This is a genomic window from Spirosoma gilvum (assembly GCF_054776815.1).
Window position 1 is genome coordinate 603391 of the sequence record NZ_BAAHBH010000002.1, and the last position, 18701, is coordinate 622091.

The window sequence follows — 18701 nt, forward strand, 5'->3', positions numbered from 1 at the left end:
TCGTGAATATTACCTTACAAACGCAAACGCCATCGACAGGCGATTTGATTATTCCGGTTGTACAGACCGATTTAACCAGTCAACAAACTGATCTTGCCCAGAAATTAGCCATTCCGCTGTCGGTACTACAATGTGATTTTAAGGCGGACGCTAAAGAAGTACTGACCCATTATAACGCTGACGGCGCCAAAACCTATCTGCTCGGATTAGGCACCGAACCGAAAGCAATGGACTGGTTGCGCGTATTCCGAAAGTTTTTCTTCGATCAGAAGGCAAAGCTACCGGCGCGGGTGGCGATTGATCTGACCCAGGTTGACGGTGATGTGGTCGAACATGTTGTGTTAGGCGTTCGCTGGGGTGGATATGATTTGAAATTGTATCAGACCGATAAACCCGACTTGCCTGTTTTCTTCTCCGATACGGGGTCGCTCACCCTATTTGTATCGGCCAGAACAGAAGCCGTTGCCCGGGAAGCACTGACTCGTGCCGAAGCCATCGCCCAAACGCAGCGGCACATGCTGGACCTGATGAACGCTCCGGCCAACTACAAACAACCGCAAACCCTGGCCGATTGGGCAGTAGCGTCGGGCGAACAACATGGGTACACCGTAACTGTATTGGATAAGGCTGAACTGGAGCGGCAGAAACTGGGTGCGTTATTGAGCGTAAGTCAGGGCAGCGATGTCCCCCCAGTATTGATCGTGACCGAATACAAACCAACTAATGCGGCTAATGTGCTGACGGTTGGGCTGGTTGGAAAAGGGGTTACGTTTGATACCGGCGGTATATCCATCAAAACGTCATCGAACATGCACCTGATGAAAAGCGATATGGGTGGCGCTGCGGCTGTATTGGGAACGGTAGAAGTGGCCACTAAGCTGAAATTACCCATTCATGTGGTCGGTATTGTGCCCGCTACCGAAAATGCCATCGACGGACGCTCGACCAAACCGGGAGATGTCATTACGTCTTACCTAGGCAAAACCATTGAAATCATCGATACCGATGCCGAAGGACGGGTTATCCTGGCCGACGGATTAGGCTATATGGTGCGCCATTTCAGCCCCGATGTACTCATTGACCTGGCTACGCTGACGGGCAGTGTGATTGCCACATTAGGTTATCATGCGGCTGGACTGTTTACAGCGAATGATGAACTGGCTGCTCAACTTATCGATGCGGCAAATCAAACCGGCGAACACCTCTGGCGATTGCCCATCTGGGATGTGTACAAAGAGGACATAAAATCGGATGTGGCCGATGTGAAAAACTTCAGCGGGAAGCCAATAGCCGGAGCCATCAGCGCGGCTAAATTTCTGGAGGTATTTACAGAAAGTCACCCCGCTTGGGCGCACCTCGATATTGCTGGAATGGCCTTTGCCGATACCGAGTTTGGATCGCACAAAAACGCGACGGCCTTTGGAATTCGGTTACTAACGGCCTATTTGCAGGCTCTCACTGTCGAAACTCGCTAAGAAAAATTCGTGATTTAATCTTTTGGCCGTATCTTTTTCGGAGAAAACACGAACAGGTTTTATAGTGTTCGGTTTACAGGTTATCGTAAACCGAACCCACAAACTATACCCCTATGAGCCAGTTGTCATTTTTGTGCATTGCTACCTTTTTTAAGGGGCACGAATTTATGCGGGCCTGCAAAGAATTAGGTAACACTGTTTATTTGTTGACTAATCAGAAGCTGGCCGACGAAGACTGGCCGCGTGACGCCATCGACGAGTTTTTTTACCTGCCATCGCCCAGCAACGAGCCCAATGATCTGGAACAAATGATTGTAGGACTGGCTCATGCCATGCGGTCCCGACGGATCGACCGGGTAGTGGCGCTGGATGATTTTGATGTGGAGAAAGGAGCACTCATTCGCGAAACGTTTCGGATCGATGGGATGGGGCAAACGACTTCCCGATATTTTCGCGACAAACTGGCCATGCGGATGCGGGCGGCATCGGCAGGTATTCGGGTGCCGGGGTTCAGTCCCCTGTTTAACGACGAAGCAGTTACTGCCTTTTTGCAAATGACCGAATCGCCCTGGCTTATCAAGCCTCGCTCCGAAGCCTCAACAACAGGCATCCGCAAAGTACACTCACTGGAAGAAGCCTGGTCGGCCATACATTTGCTGGAAGATAAGCGGCATCAGTATCTGATCGAGGAGTTTAAACCGGGTAAAGTCTACCACGTCGATTCGCTGTCGGTAGATGGCAAAGCGGTGTTTACGCGTGTCAGTCAGTATCTGGCAACTCCTATGGAAGTGGCGCATGGCGGAGGGGTTTTCCGAACGGCTACACTACCGCTGGGAACGCCCGAAACGGCCGCGCTGAGTCAGATGAACGATCAGGTACTGGCTGCTTTTGGCATGCGCCATAGTGCGTCTCATTCGGAGTATATTCGGGGCGACCACGATGGCGAACTCTATTTTCTGGAAACCTCCTCACGCGTTGGGGGCGCTAATATTGCCGAGATGGTCGAAGCCGCTTCGGGCGTAAACCTTTGGCGTGAATGGGCCAAACTGGAAGTAGCCATGGCGCGTAAAGAGCATTACGTACCGCCAGCGGACGACTCAAGCTATGCCGGTTTAATCATCTCCCTGGCCCGGCAGCAATGGCCTGATCTGTCGGTATTTACGGAACCGGAAATCTGGTGGCGTATGAAAAAAGAATATCATGTTGGGGTGATCGTACGCTCCCATGATCGGCAGGAGATTTTAGGTCTGCTGGACAACTACATGCACCGAATTTATCAGGAGTTTCACGCATCGGCCCCTCTGCCCGATAAACCAACCAATTAAGTAGTCATTCAGTTGTCATTAGCTGGTCATTGGTAGTCATTGTTGTGTTAGTTAATGACAACAAATGACAATCAATGACCATCTAATGACAACTGAATGACTATCAATTTCGCAACGTGTCTTTCTTGGCTTTGTCTTTTTCAATGGGTATACCTACGCCAAACGCTCTTGGGTCGCTGGGGGGCTGGGTCCGCCGTTTTTTGCGCCCGTTTTGTGGTGGTGGCGTATTCAGCGGTACCTGTGCCGTAAGTCCTGGCCCCGATACCGGTGTATCGACGCCGGGAATGGCTACCTGCCTATCCGCTGGCTGTTGATTAATGACTTTTGACGAGTCGGCCTGACCGAAGCAGAAAGAGCCAGCCAGACATAGGGTGAAACAAAGGACGACCGTACGCATAAGAAACGTTTTTTGTTGAGTAAAGTATCCCTGTGTTTCATTAGTGACCGTGCTTACTTAAATCGCGGCACAGTCACCAATGAAATACAGGGTATAGCCAGGCATTGACGGCTTGTATATCAACTCGCTTTCATGCGTAAAGTTTCGGGCCAAAATTATAACGCATCGACACGGACGAACTGATAGCCTTTCTGGCGGAGTTCGGTCAGGAGCGTCTCCAGATGCGTATACAGTTTATCGGTCCGGCTGGAAGCTGTACCGATGTGCATCAATAGGATAAATCCATTCAGGCCGCTGCGGTGCCGGGTTTCGTAAGTGCGGATCGATTGCAGAATGGTCTCGCTGTCGCGGTAATTTCGATCCTCGGGTGTGGTATAGTCGGCATGGCTAAGCGTGCCGGGCGTGTAGTTGATCAGTTGAATCTCTTCAGCCTTCGTCCAGGCAGCGATGCTATCGTTATACCATTCGTACGGGGGTAAGAAAATTTGCTTCGTAGTGGGTTTCTGCTGAAAATGAGCCAAAGCCGCATAATTGGCCTGTAGATCGGCTATAAACTGTTGGTGAGTAACTAATAAACTATCGCGTTTTCGCCAGTCGCAGTAGAGCAAATGCTGATCGGAGTGCGGACCCAGGTAATGCCCGTCGCGGGCCAACTGGTCGATTACGGCAGTGAAATCGGGATTGCGCAGAAAACGCCCGGTCAAAAAAAACGAAGCCCGAACATTATGCGTGTGCAACGTTCGGGCAATTACGGAACCGCCATCGGCAAACTCATCGCCAGTAAAAACCAGCGCCAGCCGCCGGGCTGTTGTGTCGCCCCGAATCCGGGCTCCTTTGACATAGGTCGATTTGGGGTCGGATTGTGTAGGCTGAAGTCGTTTCGGCAAAGACTGAATTGCTTTTTTAGGTTTGGCCGCTTTGCCTGATGGAGTCAGTCGTTCGGCCTGTTTGGCCGCCAGCAGATAAATGAGCGATGCCGTACCGTCCATTGTTGGTTCGTTGGTGCTATAGTCGCCGTAATCGTCGTGATAAACCGCTACGTCGCTTTGAAAAGCTGCATACTCATCGGGTTGATAGAGGGTAATACCGATCAGATTTTTGTAAATGCTCCCTTTCACCGGACCATCGACTAATCCGCCATCAATGGGGTACTGGTTAAGGTGCGTAAAGGCCGAATGCGGATCAGATGGGGTATCGGCATTCGCAGGCAGGCCATACACAAAACTCGTTCCCCAGGGATTACAGCCAAACAACCAGTCGAAATTAGCCTGTTCCAGTGCCGTAAATTGGCCATCGCCGGTCAGTTGCCGATACCAGAAACATTGTGTCGCAAACGAGGCTGTGTAATTGTTGCTGCACCAGGTAAATTGAACACCCCGGTAGAAGGCATTCTGTTTGGCTCGGTTCCAGACGATTTCGATGCCTTTTTTGTAAAAATCAGTCACCGCTTTTCGCTGATTGGCAGGAAGCTTTTTTGCCAGTTCGGCATGACCTACGTTCACAAACGGATACCACTGATAATGTCGAGCCGTATCATTCAGAATCCAGGGCGTAACGGGCTCCTGCCGGGCAAAATCCAGCGCTGCTTTCTGGAGTTGTGCTGCCTGTTTGTCTGTTGGACCGATAAGATTAAGTTGCTCAACGGCCGCCAGTTCCATGTCGTCCACATAATTGTCTTCTTCGTAGAAGTACGGTGCCCGGCCGGGGGCTGTCTGGCAGTTACCCGGTTTTTGTACGCCAAGCCGATAGGCCGACTGCGATCGTTGCCGTAAGGTTTGGGCATATGCTGGCTGGCGATTTTTCAATAGCTGATAGCCCAGCGATAACGCACTGCTCACTTTCCCGGCCGTAGAGGCCACGCCCGTAGCCCGGTTTTTGTATTTGAACATGCCCTGTGGCTGGCCAGTCGCAAAATAGACGGGTCGTTCAAGGCCCTTGCCGTAGAAGTTGTCTTCTTTCGGGATGCGCATGCCAGCATGGTCGCGATCGTCGCCAAGTTGATTAAAAAGCCAGTCTTCTTTGGGATGCATTTTTAGGAGCCAGTCCAGGCCCCAATGGGCTTCGTCCAGCGCGTCGGGCAAGCCGTTGGAACCCGTCAGCCCGTTTGCATGATGGCTATCGGTAAAGGCAGTCGGAAAGTCACGAACGGCCGCCAGTAGGTGGTAGGTCGCGTTGGCTGAGGTAGTTACGTATTGCAGATAATCGGATGCATCGTGCCAGCCGCCCACTACGTCGATATGCGTGCTGTCGGGCATGGGGCCGTAGAGCGTGTAGCCGTCATGGGTGTGGCAGGAGTCCTTCAGAAACGGGTTATACCCGCTCCGTTGCTGACGCATGTAGCGCAGACAGAAATCGGCTGCCCCCTTGTACACTTCTTCATCTATCCGAAAGCTGGGCGAGCGAGTTCCGTCTTCGGCCTGAAGATAATATCGGCCGGGTTTCTGAAAATCCGAAAAATCGAGCCGGTAGGTTTGACGGAAAGGTCCATATGCCCCAAAGGCTTTGCCCGATGACCATTCGTTGACAGGCTGGTGCGTCTGTTCATCCACAAGCTGAAATTTGCCGATGGTTTGATCCGTGAGGCTTCCCCAAACGGCTATTTTAGGACTATTCAGTCGGTAACCCAGCAGGTTAATGCGTATAACCGCCGATTCGTCGGTGTGGAATACAAAAGCCGCTGTAACGATGGCTAATAGGGTGATTGCTAATAAACGAATGGGCATGAGAGGTTTTTATATTTTTTTCAGTAAACCCATCATCATTTCCTCGAAATAGGCCCCGTTGTAAGGACCAAACCAGTTCATGTCGCGAGTTTCGTAGGTTGTTCGACTGTAGTAGGCATCGGGTGTTACGTAGCCAATATAACCGCCATCGAAACTGGTAATCATCAGGTTAACGCCTTTCTGTTGAGCCAGGGGTTTGAAATCCGCAACGAATTCGCCGGAGTAGTCGCAGGGGGTGCCAAGCAGAACGGTTTGGCCGATACGCAGGGCTTTCAGGTCGGACGGATAGTCGCCGTAGATGGCGTAGAATAACCAGGGCCGAACACGCCAGTTGCCGATGACGCGTGGGTGGGGTTCACGCAGGCCCAGCGGTAAGGTCAACATAGCCAGCGCACTGTCCGATTTAAGCTGGATGGTAGGCACTGTCCGTTCAATCCGCGCGGCCAAATCACCCGCATAATTTCTAATTTCCTGAAAATCAGTTTTGCCTTTCGCTTCGGGACCTGTACTGCCCACAGCACCCGCCAGAAACACCGCAAAATCGGCCGATTTTTTCTCCAGCCGGTCCACCAGCGAACCCGGATAATCGCGGCTGAGGTAGTTCCACATGCTATCTTCAAACAGGGTGGCATGACCGGCAAAGGTGCAGAGCAGCGCCGATTCGCCTGAGTTCTTCTTTAATCTGAGTAAATGGATTTTTCCATCGAGTGGCTTGGTGGGACCCGACCAGCCGATTCGGTTATAAATATGATCCGTAGCGTCGGCTTCGCCATAACCCATCTGTACGGGAGCGATACTCGTTTGAGCAGTGCGAATGGCCTGTAACACTCCCTCTGTAATACGGGTTACAATTTTCTCATCATACCCACCGGCAATCAGTTGGCCAACCAGACCCGGTGCCCAGCCGCCCATGCTGTTGTGCGAATGAATAGCGCCCATGTACACGTTCTCCCAACGAAGCCCAACTTCGGGTAGCCGTTTTTTCAGGGCTTCAGTAACGGTTGGTGGCGTAATAAGCAAGTCAAGGCCGACGACAGCGACTTTGGTTGTTCCATTGTCGAGGACAATGGCCCGCGCAAAAATGGAGTCGCTGATGATGTGCCAATGCTTACCACGCCGGGCACCGTAGCCGCCTGTGGGCGTGCTATAGGGAGGAGTTATGCTTACTTTCGCCCAACCCGCACTAATCGTAGTTTTGGCAGCTGAAGGAGCGGGCAGAGCCTCCAGCCGCTGTTTGGTTTGGGAATAGTAGGGCATTTGCTGGTAAGGCGTTTCATCGACCGGGGCCAGACTAACGGCCAGAAATAGCAGGATGGCAACGACCAGACCGAGCAGAACTTTAAAAAGAATACGGAGGAATTTCATGTACTTTCGCTTAGATGAGCGAATTTCGGTAAAACAGACGAAGATGCTGTACTAGACGTATGGATAGTCGTTTTAAACTGTTAGCGGTATGAAAGCACTAACTGATAAAAGGCTCTTTTTCACCAGTATTATCCTGGCGATATACTTTCTCTTTTTGTTCCTGAATGCTTACCAGCTCGGTATCCAATCTGTGCTGTTTGGAATCGTTCAGGAAGCATTCACACTACCGCTGCTGGTCGTCCTCGTATTTTTTACTGGCCTGGCAGTCCAGCGAGTCGTCAAGAAAGGTGTTTTTGTCAATCCCTATCTGCCAATCGCCTTCCTTACGTTGCTAGGGACCGTCGCGTTAACGGCTGGCTCGTTATTATTGGCAATTTTCTGAGAAGTAATACGCCAGTTTTAAAGCTTGATTTTTAAGCCATAGGACTTCTTCAGGGTTAATAATGCTTCGGCATTTCCCCGTGCATCATCGACCGGATTATGGGTATGCGCTGTTTTACGCAAATGCTTAAAGTTTTTGAAGGTGTCTTTTTCGAGTCCCTTATATAAGCTGCCTAAATTTTGTGAGCTATGCCCAAACGGGTTTACGCCAATGAAATGATGGAAGTACCAGCAGATAAACATCCAGTCGAAGCCATTATTATCGCTGATAAAAATAGGACGGTCCTGACAGGTTTTCTCAAGCCACGCTTTGAAGTCTGTCATAACCTGATATGGTTCATCAAAGGTCAGCACTTCATCGCGGGTATGGCCCGAAACGGCCAGGGCTTCGGGGATGAACTGATCCGAAATGGGTTTAAGCTTGCCGTAAAATGTCTTGTCCAGTTGGTCATCAACCAGAACGGCTCCGAATGAAATCATTGAAAAGTCGCCGGGAATAGGCCCGTCACTTTCCACATCGACCATGATATAGGCCATAGTAAAGTAGTTTTGTCAATTTATCTTCTTGCCACCTTATCTTACGTAAAAAACTATTGTAAGCATTTGCATATATGGCCAATAGCTTTCAGAATCTGTATAGTAGCTGAGCCTGTAAGCTTACTTGATACGAATGGTAATACGTATAAGCAGGGCGTGACTCTATATCATACTGTAAGGTTGGCTGAACAATCAGGGCCGTGTGCTTAGTCAGGTTATAGAGTGCTCCTATCCCTACCAAAGGCGTAACAACTACGGCCTTGCCAAATTTTACGGCCGTATATTCCCCGTTGCCACTCAGATCAACATAACTCGTACCCCTAAAATCAAACGTAGCGCCAAGTGAAAAATAAGGCGAAAGCCGTTTGGTGGATGACTGATAATTGATCAACAAAGGGGCTTTGTAGAAGTTACTGAACGGATGGTTGTATTCATATCGGACCGTATACGAATTTCCGTCCTGTACAACATCCTGTTTACTGGTAGCTACATGGGTGGCCCAGATGCCTGTTGTTATTGACCATTTCGGGGAGAAGGCATATCGGGCGTTAATACCCAACGAGTAACTAAGCCCATTGGAGTTGATAATGAACTCTGACACAGGCGCTCCGCCACCGGCCGTTATTTTTGAGTCAGCATGGGCATAAACAGGAGCCAGTTGAGCCGATACAGCGAATCGGCTTTGAGCAAACGCAGGCGCTACACCTACGATGAAAAAGAGAAAAAGTAAGGTTTTCATTTGGTTGAAGCTGGTAAATAGGTTGCACTGTTTAGACTACCTGGTTGTACTCTACGTTTTCCGGACTGACTTTGCGAGTCAAATGTGTGAGAAGATCGTATGGCTTGATTTACAGGGGTTTTCTTTAGTCCAGGTTTACTGTACGTTTATAATTTGTTTGGTGAAAGTAAAAGAGCAGCGCTGTTGCCCCAATAGCTGAAATCGCTATCCAGAACCAATTAGTTGTGTCCAGCCCTACGTCAAGACCTACATAAGCTGGCTGTTGCTGAACATAGGTGGTAATAACAAGTAAACTGTTATTGATAAAATGAGCTAGTATAGCTACCCATATATTTCCTGACCAGAAGTACAAATAGCCAAATAATAACCCCAGTAAGAGTCTGGGGAAAAAACCAGAAAATTGAAAATGAACGGCACTAAAAATAAGGGCCGTTAACCAGATGCCAACATGAGCATTAGCTGTCCATCCAACTAACTTGCGCTGAATAATACCTCGAAAGAATACCTCTTCGCCAATCGAAGCAACAAAGCCAATAATGAGGATGGCGATCAATAATTGATCTACTGCGTTAAAAGCCACTAACTGATTGGTTTGTAAGCTGCTTTCCTGTTCTTTGCGATGCATCCACTCGCCAAGAAGCCCAGGTAGTTCGAGATGCTGATTCCAGTTGATAATTAACTCATTGAAGGGCACAATAACAACAACACTTAGAAGGCCTATCCATAAGCTGGAAACAGCCCTTAAGGATTTAGTCTGAAAGTCAGACCATCGACCGTGCTCAAACAAATACCAATAAGCTAAAGCAGGAATTAAATAGGTTAACAAATGGCTGATAGCCTGAAGGGATATGAAGATATACCATCCGTTAGGCAGTTGAGTGACCTGTTGGATAAACGTAGATAAGGTGCTAATCGCCTTTATGTCGCCAGCCAAATAGGCAATCAGCAGCGTCAACGCCGATCCAACTGACATGCCTAAAAGTACACAACCAAAAAAGAGTAAAGCAGCTCTCAATTTGTGCATATTGGTAGTTAAGTTGTTCTGTAATCTACATACAGTAAGAAGTGCTCAATTAGCCAGCTATAACCGTAGTGTCAGCTTCTACATGATTCCGCATAACTGCATGGGAGTCTATGCAGCCGTTCGATTGACTAAATTAATGAAACTCATTCAGATAGCAGTAATCAAAAAGGCACCGGAGAAAATCCCCGATGCCTTCCGTCACCCATTGCCGGTTTCCCGGCCTCCCTATATCGTTTAGCCAAGAAATGGCGCTGCAATGGCCAATACCTGTGCTTTTGTAAGTGGCTCGTCAAACGCTCCCCGGAGGTTATCGTCCGAAATGCCGGATACGTTCGGAAGCGTCTTCAGGTTGACTCCGCCCTGTGTAAATGTCGTTTGCGTCGTATCGGATACCCAACCCTTCAGGCCTAGCATTCGCCGGATTTCGGAAGCATGGCGGGCTTCTACCGAGTGGATTTGTAAGGCTACTTTCAGGATGGCTTTGTCGTTGATCAGGTTGGGAGCCTGACCTTTATAGGCTTGTACGCCCGTATCTTCCAATGCCCGCGCTGTGGCCAGAAAAGTTGGGTAGCTCGTAAAGGTCCCGGTTGGGTATTTGAACGTTGGTTTGGCGACAGCCAATGCGCCCAACGCCCCTTTCAACAGATTGACGTGAGCCGTTTCGTGCTTGCTGATCTGGGAAATTACCCGCTGGTCTTCGGTCGGAATCAGGCCCTGTGCGGCCAGACCCATCCGGTAGAACTCATCTTCGAGGTATTCCAGCGTCAGGGCAAAGTTGGCTGCGTCGATCGCTGCCTGCGATGGGGTGGTCGATTGAGCCAGTGCCTTATTGAGTGAACCTGCTACAATGGCCGGAATGCCCGCAGCAATCAGTTTTGAGCTGAATTTGAGTATGTTTCTGCGTGAATGAAAACTATAACGATCGCTGAATTCGGGGTCTACCCGTTGTATATCAGCAACTAATTTTAAGAGATCCATAGCGTTGAGTCGGTTTACTTGGGAAGATTTGTGGCGGTGATCTGCGTTTTAACGTACTTCTGAGCAATTGGCAAGACCACCGTTGGCGCATTCGCGGCATCCAGACCCGTAGCAGGGTCAACCACATCATCGCCCGCAAAATCAGCTGATTTCGGGTTGAGTAAGTCCCGAATGGCTGCCGCATGACGGGCTTCGACCGACACAATTTTTCCGGCTATCGTCAGATAATCGCCATTCGTAATGAGTGTTCCGGCTCCGTTATAAGCCGATACGCCTAAATCTTCAAACGCTTTGGCCGCTCCCAACACACTAGCCCGATCCGTGAAATTGACCGATGTGAAATTCGGTGTTAATGCTCCGATGGCATTATTGCTCAGGGCCGCTTTAAAGAATTCGCGGTGTACAATTTCGTGGTCGCGGATGTCGGTGAGCAGGGTTTTTTCGGCATCGGTCATGCCACTGTAGGGCGATGCAATGACCTGTGTATAAAAAGCAGCTTCTAATTGTTCCAAGGCGTAGGCGTAGTTCAGAATGCCCGTATCGCCCGAACCCAGGTCAACGGGAGCCATAACTGTTGTCGGGTTCTCTTCATCCAGGCAGGACGTTAAAAGCAGTCCACCAGCCGTTAAAGACCCGGCATAGCGTAAAAATAATCGGCGGCCTACCCATACCGGCTCTAACTGGCCGGGCAGCATCGATAAGCCTGTTTTAAGCTGTTGTTTATTCATAACGTTGTAGTTGAATCCATTTTAGCAGGTATAACCGCTATCCCATCACTTAGTTTGAAACACATACGAGTAGGGAGTACATTTAGATTTTTCAGGCGGTTTTCAGGCTGGCATTTTCGAATCTGTTTACTGAACGGTAGCACGCTTGCTCAAAAAATCCTGGTGTTACACAAAACATTGAACCGTATCATTGTTCCGCAGGCAGAACCCTATTTTTGCTGCCGCCAGTTGGGCATTTCAGCCCCAACAAATAGGGTCTTCCGATTGCGACCGTCCAGACCCGATCGGCACACAAACCGTATTCCGTTGCCTGTATTCAACGTATTCGTAAAAATTAGCTGAGCTCCGCTGGGTGAGAAACGTGGATCAAGATCATTCGTGTCGACTGATTTGTTGGTCGTACCCGATGTGCGTGATAAATCCATTGCATTTTTAGTGGCTATGTCAATCAGGAAAATACGAGAGTCATATTGTTCATCGACATTGCCCGTATACCCACTTGAATCGACCGTAACTACTAGTTTTTGGCCATTAGGCGAGAAGACCGGATTCCCAACCCGATAGCCTTTTCGGGTCAGCAGGGTAGTTGCCGCTCCGCCAGTGGCCGGAAAATAGCTGATCTCATTATCGTACACGCTGTTACTGGTCGTATGGGCGACTATCCGATTGTTCTGCGAGGTCCAGTCACAACCCATATAGTAGCGACCCGAAGGCGCCTGAGCTACCGTACGAGTTATTTTTGACCCATCGGCAAGCACCGCCAGTAGTTTATCATTGCCTGGATACAGGAGTTCCTTGCCATCGGGCGACCAGCAGAATGAAAAATCCGTGGGCGAAGGCGCAAAACCAGTGATCGGTACGGCTGTAACCTGGCGGGCGTTGCTGCCATCCGTATTCATCACATACAGATGGAGCGCGGTTTTTAGATTGGAAATGTAAGCGATCTGTTGCCGGTTTGGACTAACCACAGGCCGCCAGTTGTTGGCTGTACTGGTAAGCTGAATGGGCACACTGGCCGAATCGCAGCCGAAAATCTGGTATAGGTCATTTACCCGACGGACGAACAGGTAGCTGTAATCCGGAAACGGAGCCGTTTGAAACGACCAGATGTCGCCATTGACGGTATGGATACGATCTTTCACGATCACCTGCCACAGGTACGGGGTGTTGTAGTCCAGGGTAACAGCCAGCGAATCGGTTTTCAGACCCGTGAATGACGAAGATGGTGTGGTACTGCCCGATTTGAACAGGAGTACAGTATAGGTGAGTGAATCCCGGTTCGGGTCGGTCGCTTTCCAGTGGAGGGTGAGTATGCGTGATTGGCCTGAGCTATTGTTGACCGGCGAAACTACGACTGGCGAAGTGGGCGGACTGTTCTGGGTTTTATCGTCGGTCAGTTGAATGGTCAGGATAGGCGAGGATACAGCACTGGGTTCGATGGTAACGGCTTCGGTGCCATAGCCGGTTTTGGCCGCCTGAAGGGTGTATTTTCCCGCCAGTACACTGTCGAATCGAAAGTTGCCCATGGAGTCGCTGAGGGCTAGTCGGTTGGAAGGGAGCAGTTTGAGGGTAGCCCGTCGGAGGGGTTGCTGATCGAGGCTGTTGATGACCTGCCCACGCACAACCGTTAATTGCAGGGGTTCCACATACAGGTCTTCATTACAGCTCATCAAGCCTATGAGGCTGAGGCCGAAAAGTAGGAAGTAGGCAACTGATTTCATGGCGATAGGGAGTTTTGTATGAATGGCATTCCGTTAGTGAGAAGACGTAGTTTGGGAGACGACCGTCGGTTTGGTGCCCGACTGTCGGGAGCGACCCAGGTTGATGGTCAGGCCCATTGTTCCCCGCAGGTAGTAGTCATTGCGTTGCCCGATGACCTGCCGGTCGAGGGCGTCGGTAAAAGGTTGGTTGTAAGATAAGGTGGCCCGTAGCCCAACCCGTTGGGTAGCGGAATAGTGAACCCCGCCACCCACCTGTGCCTGAAAATAGGTTGGGCTCCGAAGCTCGGTAGGGAACGTGCCCCGTTCGGCGACCAGTCCCGCACCGGCATACAGTAGGGAAGACCACCGCTGGTAGGGCATTAAGTGAACAACCAGATTGCCTTCCAGCGTCGAGATCGCTGTTTTAAAAGCGCCCTCGCTTGCCAATCGTCCGCAGCTTCCGTTGAGTTGAAGACCCAGAGACGGTAAGACGCGAACTTCAACGGCGGCACCATAGCCAGTTTGCAGGGTTTTTCGGGCATAATCGCCCGAATATTGCCAAGCACCCACGTAAGGCTGCACACTCAAAAAAGGAATTTCCACATCCCGGCGGATGGCAAACGCATCTGTCTGGCTCAGTTCGGCTTTATCCCGGTTGTAGGTATCGAATACGCGTTTCATAGCCTCGGCCGACTGATCAGCGGGTGCCCACAAACCTTCCTGTGCCCCTTCGATAATCATGCCCTCGACCGCTTTTTCGATGGCTTCCGTGACGGCCAGTTGACCCGGTTCATTTGTAGTCAGGCCGGTTTCGGTTTCCAGTAGCCGTTTAAACGCGACATACCGAAACAGGCTGGCATCGATGGATTGAGAAAGGATGGTTTTGGAGGTGTAAATCGTCTTTAGAATCCGGCCGGTTTTGGTGGCCACGGCCCGTAAGTAAACCGTGACCCGGTCCTGCCGGTATTGGGTAGAGGCTCCGGCACCAAAGTACCGCAGACCACCCCCGCCCGTAATGATGTTGGCATCGTAGGAAACTACACCGCCTTCGAGCAGAATACCGGCAAACAGCAATGGCGGGAGTTTTTCTCCTTCCTTGAACTCCGACACACTCTGACTCACGATTCGACGTTCGTTCACCAGATTGCTGAAATTTTCCCGTTCAATCGGTACAAACCAACCGCTTTCTTCGAGGGCTTTGAGCAGGATGTTGGTCGTTCCCTGCGTAACAGCCGTAGAAAAGCCGGCACCAGTCTCGCTTTGTTTGTACTGGCCGGTCAGGTCCCGGAATTTATACACCGCAGCCACTACCTTTTCTTTGGGAGCTGGCAATTGACGAAGGCTAACTGTGGCAGGTGTTTCTTCGCCCAGTCGGGCGCGTCGGGCCAGCGTAGGCTGATGAAAGGAAGCTGAGCAACTGGCCAATAGGGCCGTTAAACTCGCTGCCGTGAGTAGAGAGATAAGAACGTTCATGGCTGATTGGGAGTTGGGAGAAAGCGATGGGCTTTCTCTGGGTGAATTCGGGACGGTCGAAACTAGGGTAATGGATAGGGCGGATGTTGGGCGACCTTACTCAGAAATACGGTACCGTAATGGTGGTTTCACCGCCTTTGCCATCGACGATCCGCACCAGAACGCCGTCGGTACCATTCTTAATCTCAACCTGAAAATCGCCCAAATTATACGTGCCTTCTTTCAACTCATTACTACCAAACTTGCTGTCGACCAGGTTTCGGGTAATGCGGCTTAATAGCTGATTCTGTAGACTTTGGGCGAAGTTTTCGAGCGTATTGGTTTGTGTGCGATAATCCGTCTGATTGCGTTTGGCGGCTGGGTCTACGGAGCGATCCTGTGCCTGGGCCGAACTCTGAAGCCAGGAATAATTAAAGGTGTTTCCGCCAAAAGCTGGATTCAGGGGGTGATAGACGAGGCTTTGTCCCCAGGCATAACTTTGGCTGGCAAAAGCTATGCAGATTATACATATGAAGCGGTTCATGATAATAGAGCGTTATGTTTGACGATGTGAAATCGGATGAGGCAGGATGGTCAGAAAATACCGTTGCCCCGTTGCTCCTGATTGCTGAGTTGTTGCTGGATTTCCTGGTAGTTAAGGATGTATTCGCGAACCACTTCAGCCGCATTGGTGGCTAATAACTCAATGATCTCGGACCGGGCCTGAACGTAGTTTTGCCAGATTATCTGTTCATTCAGCGTGACGGTGAGGATCGTTGTTCCTACACGCAGCGCAGGTAACTCGTTGATGGTGATGATGAACGTATTGGTCGTGTTATCCGCATCGGAGGGAGCTACCTGTGCCGAGTCCGGTTGAGTCTCGGTCTGGCTGACTTCGGCGAAGTGCTGGAAAAACGCATCGTGAAAATCTCGCCCTATTTTCGACTGGGAGTTGTCGAGGATCAACGTTTCGGTGTGTTCGTGAACCTTCGCGGACTCGTTCAGTATCGCTTGCAGCAGCCGTTTTGAGTTAGGGTCCTGGGCGTAACTGAGATAGCTACCGGCGGACAGTAAGATCAGAAGTATGTAGCGCATAGTCGTAACCAGTTATCTGCCGATGATATGACCCGTTTGAATGGTTACCGATGCGCCACCGGTCTGCTCTATACGTAATCCGGAAACACCGCCGATCAGCGGGTCTTTTAATCCGGCCGGGTTGTTGCTGATGAACGTGTTGTTGCCACTGCCCTGAACTAGCTCCAGCCGGGTATTACGCAGGTCGGCTGCCTGAATCTGGGCGTTATCTCCGCCATCCTGACGAATCCGGAATTGGTTGCTGTGCCCCGTAAGCTGTAGGTCGGCCGTGTTGTTATAGCCTGATTGTTCCAGCATCATTTGATTTGCCGTTCCCGAAAGTTGTAGGTTTGCCAGTTGAGCATATCCTGTCTGGCTAATACCTGTCAGATTCTGGTTACCCATTTGACTGAGCGAAGCCCTGTTCTCCAAACCAAAGGAGGGAAGTTCTCCGGCGGTTTTTAGTTGTTGGTAGTTGTCTGGCTGGTTGCGGGTAGCAGGCGTGGTCCAGAATGCTTCGGATGATTGGGCAGCTACGGCCAAAGGCAGGTTCAACAGGAGCAGTGAGATAAACCGTGTCATGATCGTATCGATTAACTCAGTGAGTTTTTGTACCGTGTCCAGCCTGTATGATTGGGCCGGACACGGTGGCTAAATCAGCGATTTTGCACAACGGTTGCTATGTTCCCGTTGCCTGCCTGCCCAAAGCGAAGCACATTATCGGTGCCGGTTTGGGTTAGCGATAGGGTGTTGCCAGTACCTTGCTGGGTTGCGTAGTAATTGTACGGCTGGGCCGAATCCAGCCCCTGAAGCCGGTTGCCTGCCCCTTCCTGAACAATGGTAGCCAAGTTGTGTGACCCAGTCTGAGCAAGTGCAGCCAGGTTATTGTTGCCGGTTTGGGTAAGGCCAACCTGACCCATCTCGCTGGAAATCTGAATGATGTCACCTCGGTTGCTGTTGCCTGCCTGAGCGACAGTCGTTTTGTTTTCATTGCCCTGTTGGGCTATCCGAAGCGTATTATCATCGCCCGTTTGCGTTGACGACAGCGTATTGAGATACCCCTCCTGAAGCGCGCCAATGTAGCGGATTCGTATCCGGCCATCGGAAATGGGCTGGTCCTGACCGGAGACTAGATTTCGGTTACCATCCTGTCCCACCGTCGATTTATTGTACGAGCCCACTTGTGCCAGAAAAGCTACGTTGCTGCCGCCAGTCTGACTCGCTGTGCTCTGGTTAAAATTTCCGAGTTGGGTTGTTGACGAAAATCGGTTAGCCATACCAGTCTGCGTAATACCCATACTGTTTCGATCACCGAAATAAACGTCAGTAGCTGCCGTATTCCCATCTCCAATCTGGCTAAGATTGATCTGGTTGTGGGCGCTGCGATACGTTGTTTGTGCCGTTGCGCTGTTGCCTCCACCGTTCTGATCGATAGCTATACGGTTATTGTCGCTATGATCGGTGGACAGGATAATCCCCGTGTTCGAATTGCCGCTCTGGGTAAGGCCCAGTTGATTGTGGTCGCTGCGATCTGTAGCCGAAACGTCCCCCGCATTCAAATTGCCAGTCTGGCTGATCGAGGTTTGATTGAGGTAGTAGTCGGACAGAACCGAGGCTGTGTTCCCGCTGCCGGTGATAGCGATAGAACCTGCGTTGGCATTGCCCAATTGACGGAACGACGAGGAGTTGTTGTCGCCAGCGACGGCGACCGAGCCGCTATTGGCAATTCCCTGTTGCGAGACAGGGGCGGTGTTTCCGCTGCCGGTCTGACTGATCGACAGGGTGTTTGGTTGCGCGAAGGCCGTAAAAACTGGACTCAACAAGGCCAGTAAGGATAGTGTATTTTTCATGTGTTTGTGAATTTATAAGGACTTGAAACCGGAAGCCGTCGGGCAAGTCGCCTGACTCGATTGTATATCATCGACCATACGCAGAGGTTAACAGCCGCAGAAAAAAATATTTACCTGTTAACAAACTGGGTCTGTTCGATATACATGATTAGCAGGCCGTGAACCGTCTGATTTTGGCGTCTCTGCTTTGTGTTGACTTTTGATACAGAATTGATTACCTATGCTGTACCGACAATGATTGAAGGTCGGCTGTTATGGCTTCCAATTCGGATAATCCCTGCCTGCGCTTTGAACAAAATGACCTGGAATTATATCAGGGCCTTTTGGCCGATACCCGGCAGTCGTGGGAATGTTTATACCTGAAATCGTATCGGAGTTTCATTCCATATGCGTGTCAGCGGAGCCCTATTTCGACCGACGATGCGCTGGATATTCTTCAGGAGGGATTGGCTGAGTTTGCGGTCAAGCTGAAAAATGGACGATATGCCTTTCAAGGGAAGCCCGTTACGGCCTACGTATTTACCGTTTGCCGAAACCGATGGGTCACCTTCTTAAAGAGGAATAAGATCCAGAAAATTGATGTCGCTGATGATGCCATGTCTGCCGAGGAATCGCTTTCGGATCTATCCGAAGGGCTGCCGCCCCCGAATTTTCTGAGCGATGATGAGAAAGGCGAACGGGACGAAAACAGTCAGATGGATTCGCAGGGCGATACGTCCATTTGGGACGAAAATGAAGTAGACTGGGAAGCTGTAGCCAGAGCGTTCGCTGAATCGGGTGATGATTGCCAGGTAATGCTGCACTGTTTCTACGTGGAAGAGAAATCACTGGGGGAGTGCGCTTCCCGGATTGGTATGCAGGAAAACTCGGCTAAAGTCAAGCGGTTTCGGTGCGCCCAGCGGATGAAGTCGTTGTATGTGAAGTATATGCGTAACAAGTAAGTTGACCGTCTA

Annotated in this window: 18 protein-coding genes; 4 read left to right on the forward strand and 14 right to left on the reverse strand. The window is 50.4% G+C overall.

What is annotated here, in order from left to right; genetic code table 11:
• The first annotated feature begins 2 nt into the window (after positions 1-2).
• Entirely contained in the window at positions 3-1475 is a 1473-nt protein-coding gene (locus ACYVFD_RS07205; RefSeq protein WP_461089119.1) for a leucyl aminopeptidase family protein, read from the forward strand.
• 113 nt (positions 1476-1588) lie between these two features.
• Positions 1589-2800, forward strand: coding sequence for an ATP-grasp domain-containing protein (locus ACYVFD_RS07210; protein WP_461089120.1), 1212 nt, complete (start codon positions 1589-1591; stop codon positions 2798-2800).
• 103 nt (positions 2801-2903) lie between these two features.
• On the opposite strand, the gene ACYVFD_RS07215 is transcribed toward ACYVFD_RS07210, so the two are convergent.
• The 3 genes from ACYVFD_RS07215 to ACYVFD_RS07225 all read right to left on the reverse strand — a co-directional run bounded on the left by ACYVFD_RS07215 (position 2904) and on the right by ACYVFD_RS07225 (position 7285).
• On the reverse strand, positions 2904-3197 hold the full coding sequence (locus ACYVFD_RS07215; protein ID WP_461089121.1) for a hypothetical protein: 294 nt from the start codon (positions 3195-3197) through the stop codon (positions 2904-2906).
• A 155-nt stretch (positions 3198-3352) separates the two neighbouring features.
• Positions 3353-5920 carry a glycoside hydrolase family 9 protein gene (locus ACYVFD_RS07220; protein WP_461089122.1) on the reverse strand — a complete coding sequence of 856 codons (2568 nt, stop codon included), beginning with the start codon at positions 5918-5920 and terminating at the stop codon, positions 3353-3355.
• Positions 5921-5929: 9 nt separating this feature from the next.
• Positions 5930-7285: a neutral/alkaline non-lysosomal ceramidase N-terminal domain-containing protein gene (locus tag ACYVFD_RS07225; RefSeq protein WP_461089123.1), complete on the reverse strand. Its 1356-nt coding sequence runs from the start codon at positions 7283-7285 to the stop codon at positions 5930-5932.
• A gap of 88 nt (positions 7286-7373) precedes the next feature.
• Between ACYVFD_RS07225 and ACYVFD_RS07230 the strand changes: the two genes are divergently transcribed.
• Positions 7374-7667 (forward strand): hypothetical protein, encoded by a 294-nt coding sequence (locus tag ACYVFD_RS07230; RefSeq protein ID WP_461089124.1) that lies wholly within the window; start codon positions 7374-7376, stop codon positions 7665-7667.
• Between the two features lie 17 nt (positions 7668-7684).
• Here the strand turns inward: ACYVFD_RS07230 and ACYVFD_RS07235 are convergent, their stop codons facing one another.
• From ACYVFD_RS07235 to ACYVFD_RS07285, 11 genes are all read right to left on the reverse strand, one after another.
• Positions 7685-8203 carry an exonuclease domain-containing protein gene (locus ACYVFD_RS07235; protein WP_461089125.1) on the reverse strand — a complete coding sequence of 173 codons (519 nt, stop codon included), beginning with the start codon at positions 8201-8203 and terminating at the stop codon, positions 7685-7687.
• Positions 8204-8291: 88 nt separating this feature from the next.
• Entirely contained in the window at positions 8292-8942 is a 651-nt protein-coding gene (locus ACYVFD_RS07240) for a hypothetical protein (protein ID WP_461089126.1), read from the reverse strand.
• Between the two features lie 124 nt (positions 8943-9066).
• Positions 9067-9897 (reverse strand): lysostaphin resistance A-like protein, encoded by an 831-nt coding sequence (locus tag ACYVFD_RS07245; protein ID WP_461089127.1) that lies wholly within the window; start codon positions 9895-9897, stop codon positions 9067-9069.
• Positions 9898-10200: 303 nt separating this feature from the next.
• A complete protein-coding gene (locus ACYVFD_RS07250; RefSeq protein ID WP_461089128.1) occupies positions 10201-10944 on the reverse strand; it encodes a ferritin-like domain-containing protein in 744 nt (247 codons plus the stop codon).
• A 14-nt stretch (positions 10945-10958) separates the two neighbouring features.
• Positions 10959-11672 carry a ferritin-like domain-containing protein gene (locus ACYVFD_RS07255; protein WP_461089129.1) on the reverse strand — a complete coding sequence of 238 codons (714 nt, stop codon included), beginning with the start codon at positions 11670-11672 and terminating at the stop codon, positions 10959-10961.
• Positions 11673-11881: 209 nt separating this feature from the next.
• A complete protein-coding gene (locus tag ACYVFD_RS07260; RefSeq protein WP_461089130.1) occupies positions 11882-13393 on the reverse strand; it encodes a carboxypeptidase regulatory-like domain-containing protein in 1512 nt (503 codons plus the stop codon).
• Positions 13394-13426: 33 nt separating this feature from the next.
• Positions 13427-14845, reverse strand: a complete 1419-nt coding sequence (locus ACYVFD_RS07265; RefSeq protein ID WP_461089131.1) for a CsgG/HfaB family protein — start codon at positions 14843-14845, stop codon at positions 13427-13429.
• 100 nt (positions 14846-14945) lie between these two features.
• A complete protein-coding gene (locus ACYVFD_RS07270; RefSeq protein WP_461089132.1) occupies positions 14946-15368 on the reverse strand; it encodes a curli production assembly/transport component CsgF in 423 nt (140 codons plus the stop codon).
• Between the two features lie 50 nt (positions 15369-15418).
• Complete coding sequence (locus ACYVFD_RS07275) at positions 15419-15919, reverse strand: CsgE family curli-type amyloid fiber assembly protein (RefSeq protein WP_461089133.1); 501 nt, start codon at positions 15917-15919, stop codon at positions 15419-15421.
• Between the two features lie 12 nt (positions 15920-15931).
• Positions 15932-16480, reverse strand: a complete 549-nt coding sequence (locus ACYVFD_RS07280) for a hypothetical protein (RefSeq protein ID WP_461089134.1) — start codon at positions 16478-16480, stop codon at positions 15932-15934.
• A gap of 74 nt (positions 16481-16554) precedes the next feature.
• On the reverse strand, positions 16555-17748 hold the full coding sequence (locus ACYVFD_RS07285; RefSeq protein WP_461089135.1) for a hypothetical protein: 1194 nt from the start codon (positions 17746-17748) through the stop codon (positions 16555-16557).
• A 254-nt stretch (positions 17749-18002) separates the two neighbouring features.
• On the opposite strand from ACYVFD_RS07285, the gene ACYVFD_RS07290 reads away from it, so the two are divergent.
• On the forward strand, positions 18003-18689 hold the full coding sequence (locus tag ACYVFD_RS07290) for an RNA polymerase sigma factor (RefSeq protein WP_461089136.1): 687 nt from the start codon (positions 18003-18005) through the stop codon (positions 18687-18689).
• Positions 18690-18701 lie beyond the last annotated feature (12 nt).

Bases quoted from the DNA above. Each gene is read 5' to 3' on its own strand.
- ACYVFD_RS07210 (WP_461089120.1), top strand. From the start codon at position 1,589: ATGAGCCAGTTGTCATTTTTGTGCATTGCTACCTTTTTTAAGGGGCAC.
- ACYVFD_RS07215 (WP_461089121.1), bottom strand. From the start codon at position 3,197: ATGCGTACGGTCGTCCTTTGTTTCACCCTATGTCTGGCTGGCTCTTTC.
- ACYVFD_RS07220 (WP_461089122.1), bottom strand. From the start codon at position 5,920: ATGCCCATTCGTTTATTAGCAATCACCCTATTAGCCATCGTTACAGCG.
- ACYVFD_RS07225 (WP_461089123.1), bottom strand. From the start codon at position 7,285: ATGAAATTCCTCCGTATTCTTTTTAAAGTTCTGCTCGGTCTGGTCGTT.
- ACYVFD_RS07230 (WP_461089124.1), top strand. From the start codon at position 7,374: ATGAAAGCACTAACTGATAAAAGGCTCTTTTTCACCAGTATTATCCTG.
- ACYVFD_RS07235 (WP_461089125.1), bottom strand. From the start codon at position 8,203: ATGGCCTATATCATGGTCGATGTGGAAAGTGACGGGCCTATTCCCGGC.
- ACYVFD_RS07240 (WP_461089126.1), bottom strand. From the start codon at position 8,942: ATGAAAACCTTACTTTTTCTCTTTTTCATCGTAGGTGTAGCGCCTGCG.
- ACYVFD_RS07250 (WP_461089128.1), bottom strand. From the start codon at position 10,944: ATGGATCTCTTAAAATTAGTTGCTGATATACAACGGGTAGACCCCGAA.
- ACYVFD_RS07255 (WP_461089129.1), bottom strand. From the start codon at position 11,672: ATGAATAAACAACAGCTTAAAACAGGCTTATCGATGCTGCCCGGCCAG.
- ACYVFD_RS07260 (WP_461089130.1), bottom strand. From the start codon at position 13,393: ATGAAATCAGTTGCCTACTTCCTACTTTTCGGCCTCAGCCTCATAGGC.
- ACYVFD_RS07265 (WP_461089131.1), bottom strand. From the start codon at position 14,845: ATGAACGTTCTTATCTCTCTACTCACGGCAGCGAGTTTAACGGCCCTA.
- ACYVFD_RS07270 (WP_461089132.1), bottom strand. From the start codon at position 15,368: ATGAACCGCTTCATATGTATAATCTGCATAGCTTTTGCCAGCCAAAGT.
- ACYVFD_RS07275 (WP_461089133.1), bottom strand. From the start codon at position 15,919: ATGCGCTACATACTTCTGATCTTACTGTCCGCCGGTAGCTATCTCAGT.
- ACYVFD_RS07280 (WP_461089134.1), bottom strand. From the start codon at position 16,480: ATGACACGGTTTATCTCACTGCTCCTGTTGAACCTGCCTTTGGCCGTA.
- ACYVFD_RS07285 (WP_461089135.1), bottom strand. From the start codon at position 17,748: ATGAAAAATACACTATCCTTACTGGCCTTGTTGAGTCCAGTTTTTACG.
- ACYVFD_RS07290 (WP_461089136.1), top strand. From the start codon at position 18,003: ATGGCTTCCAATTCGGATAATCCCTGCCTGCGCTTTGAACAAAATGAC.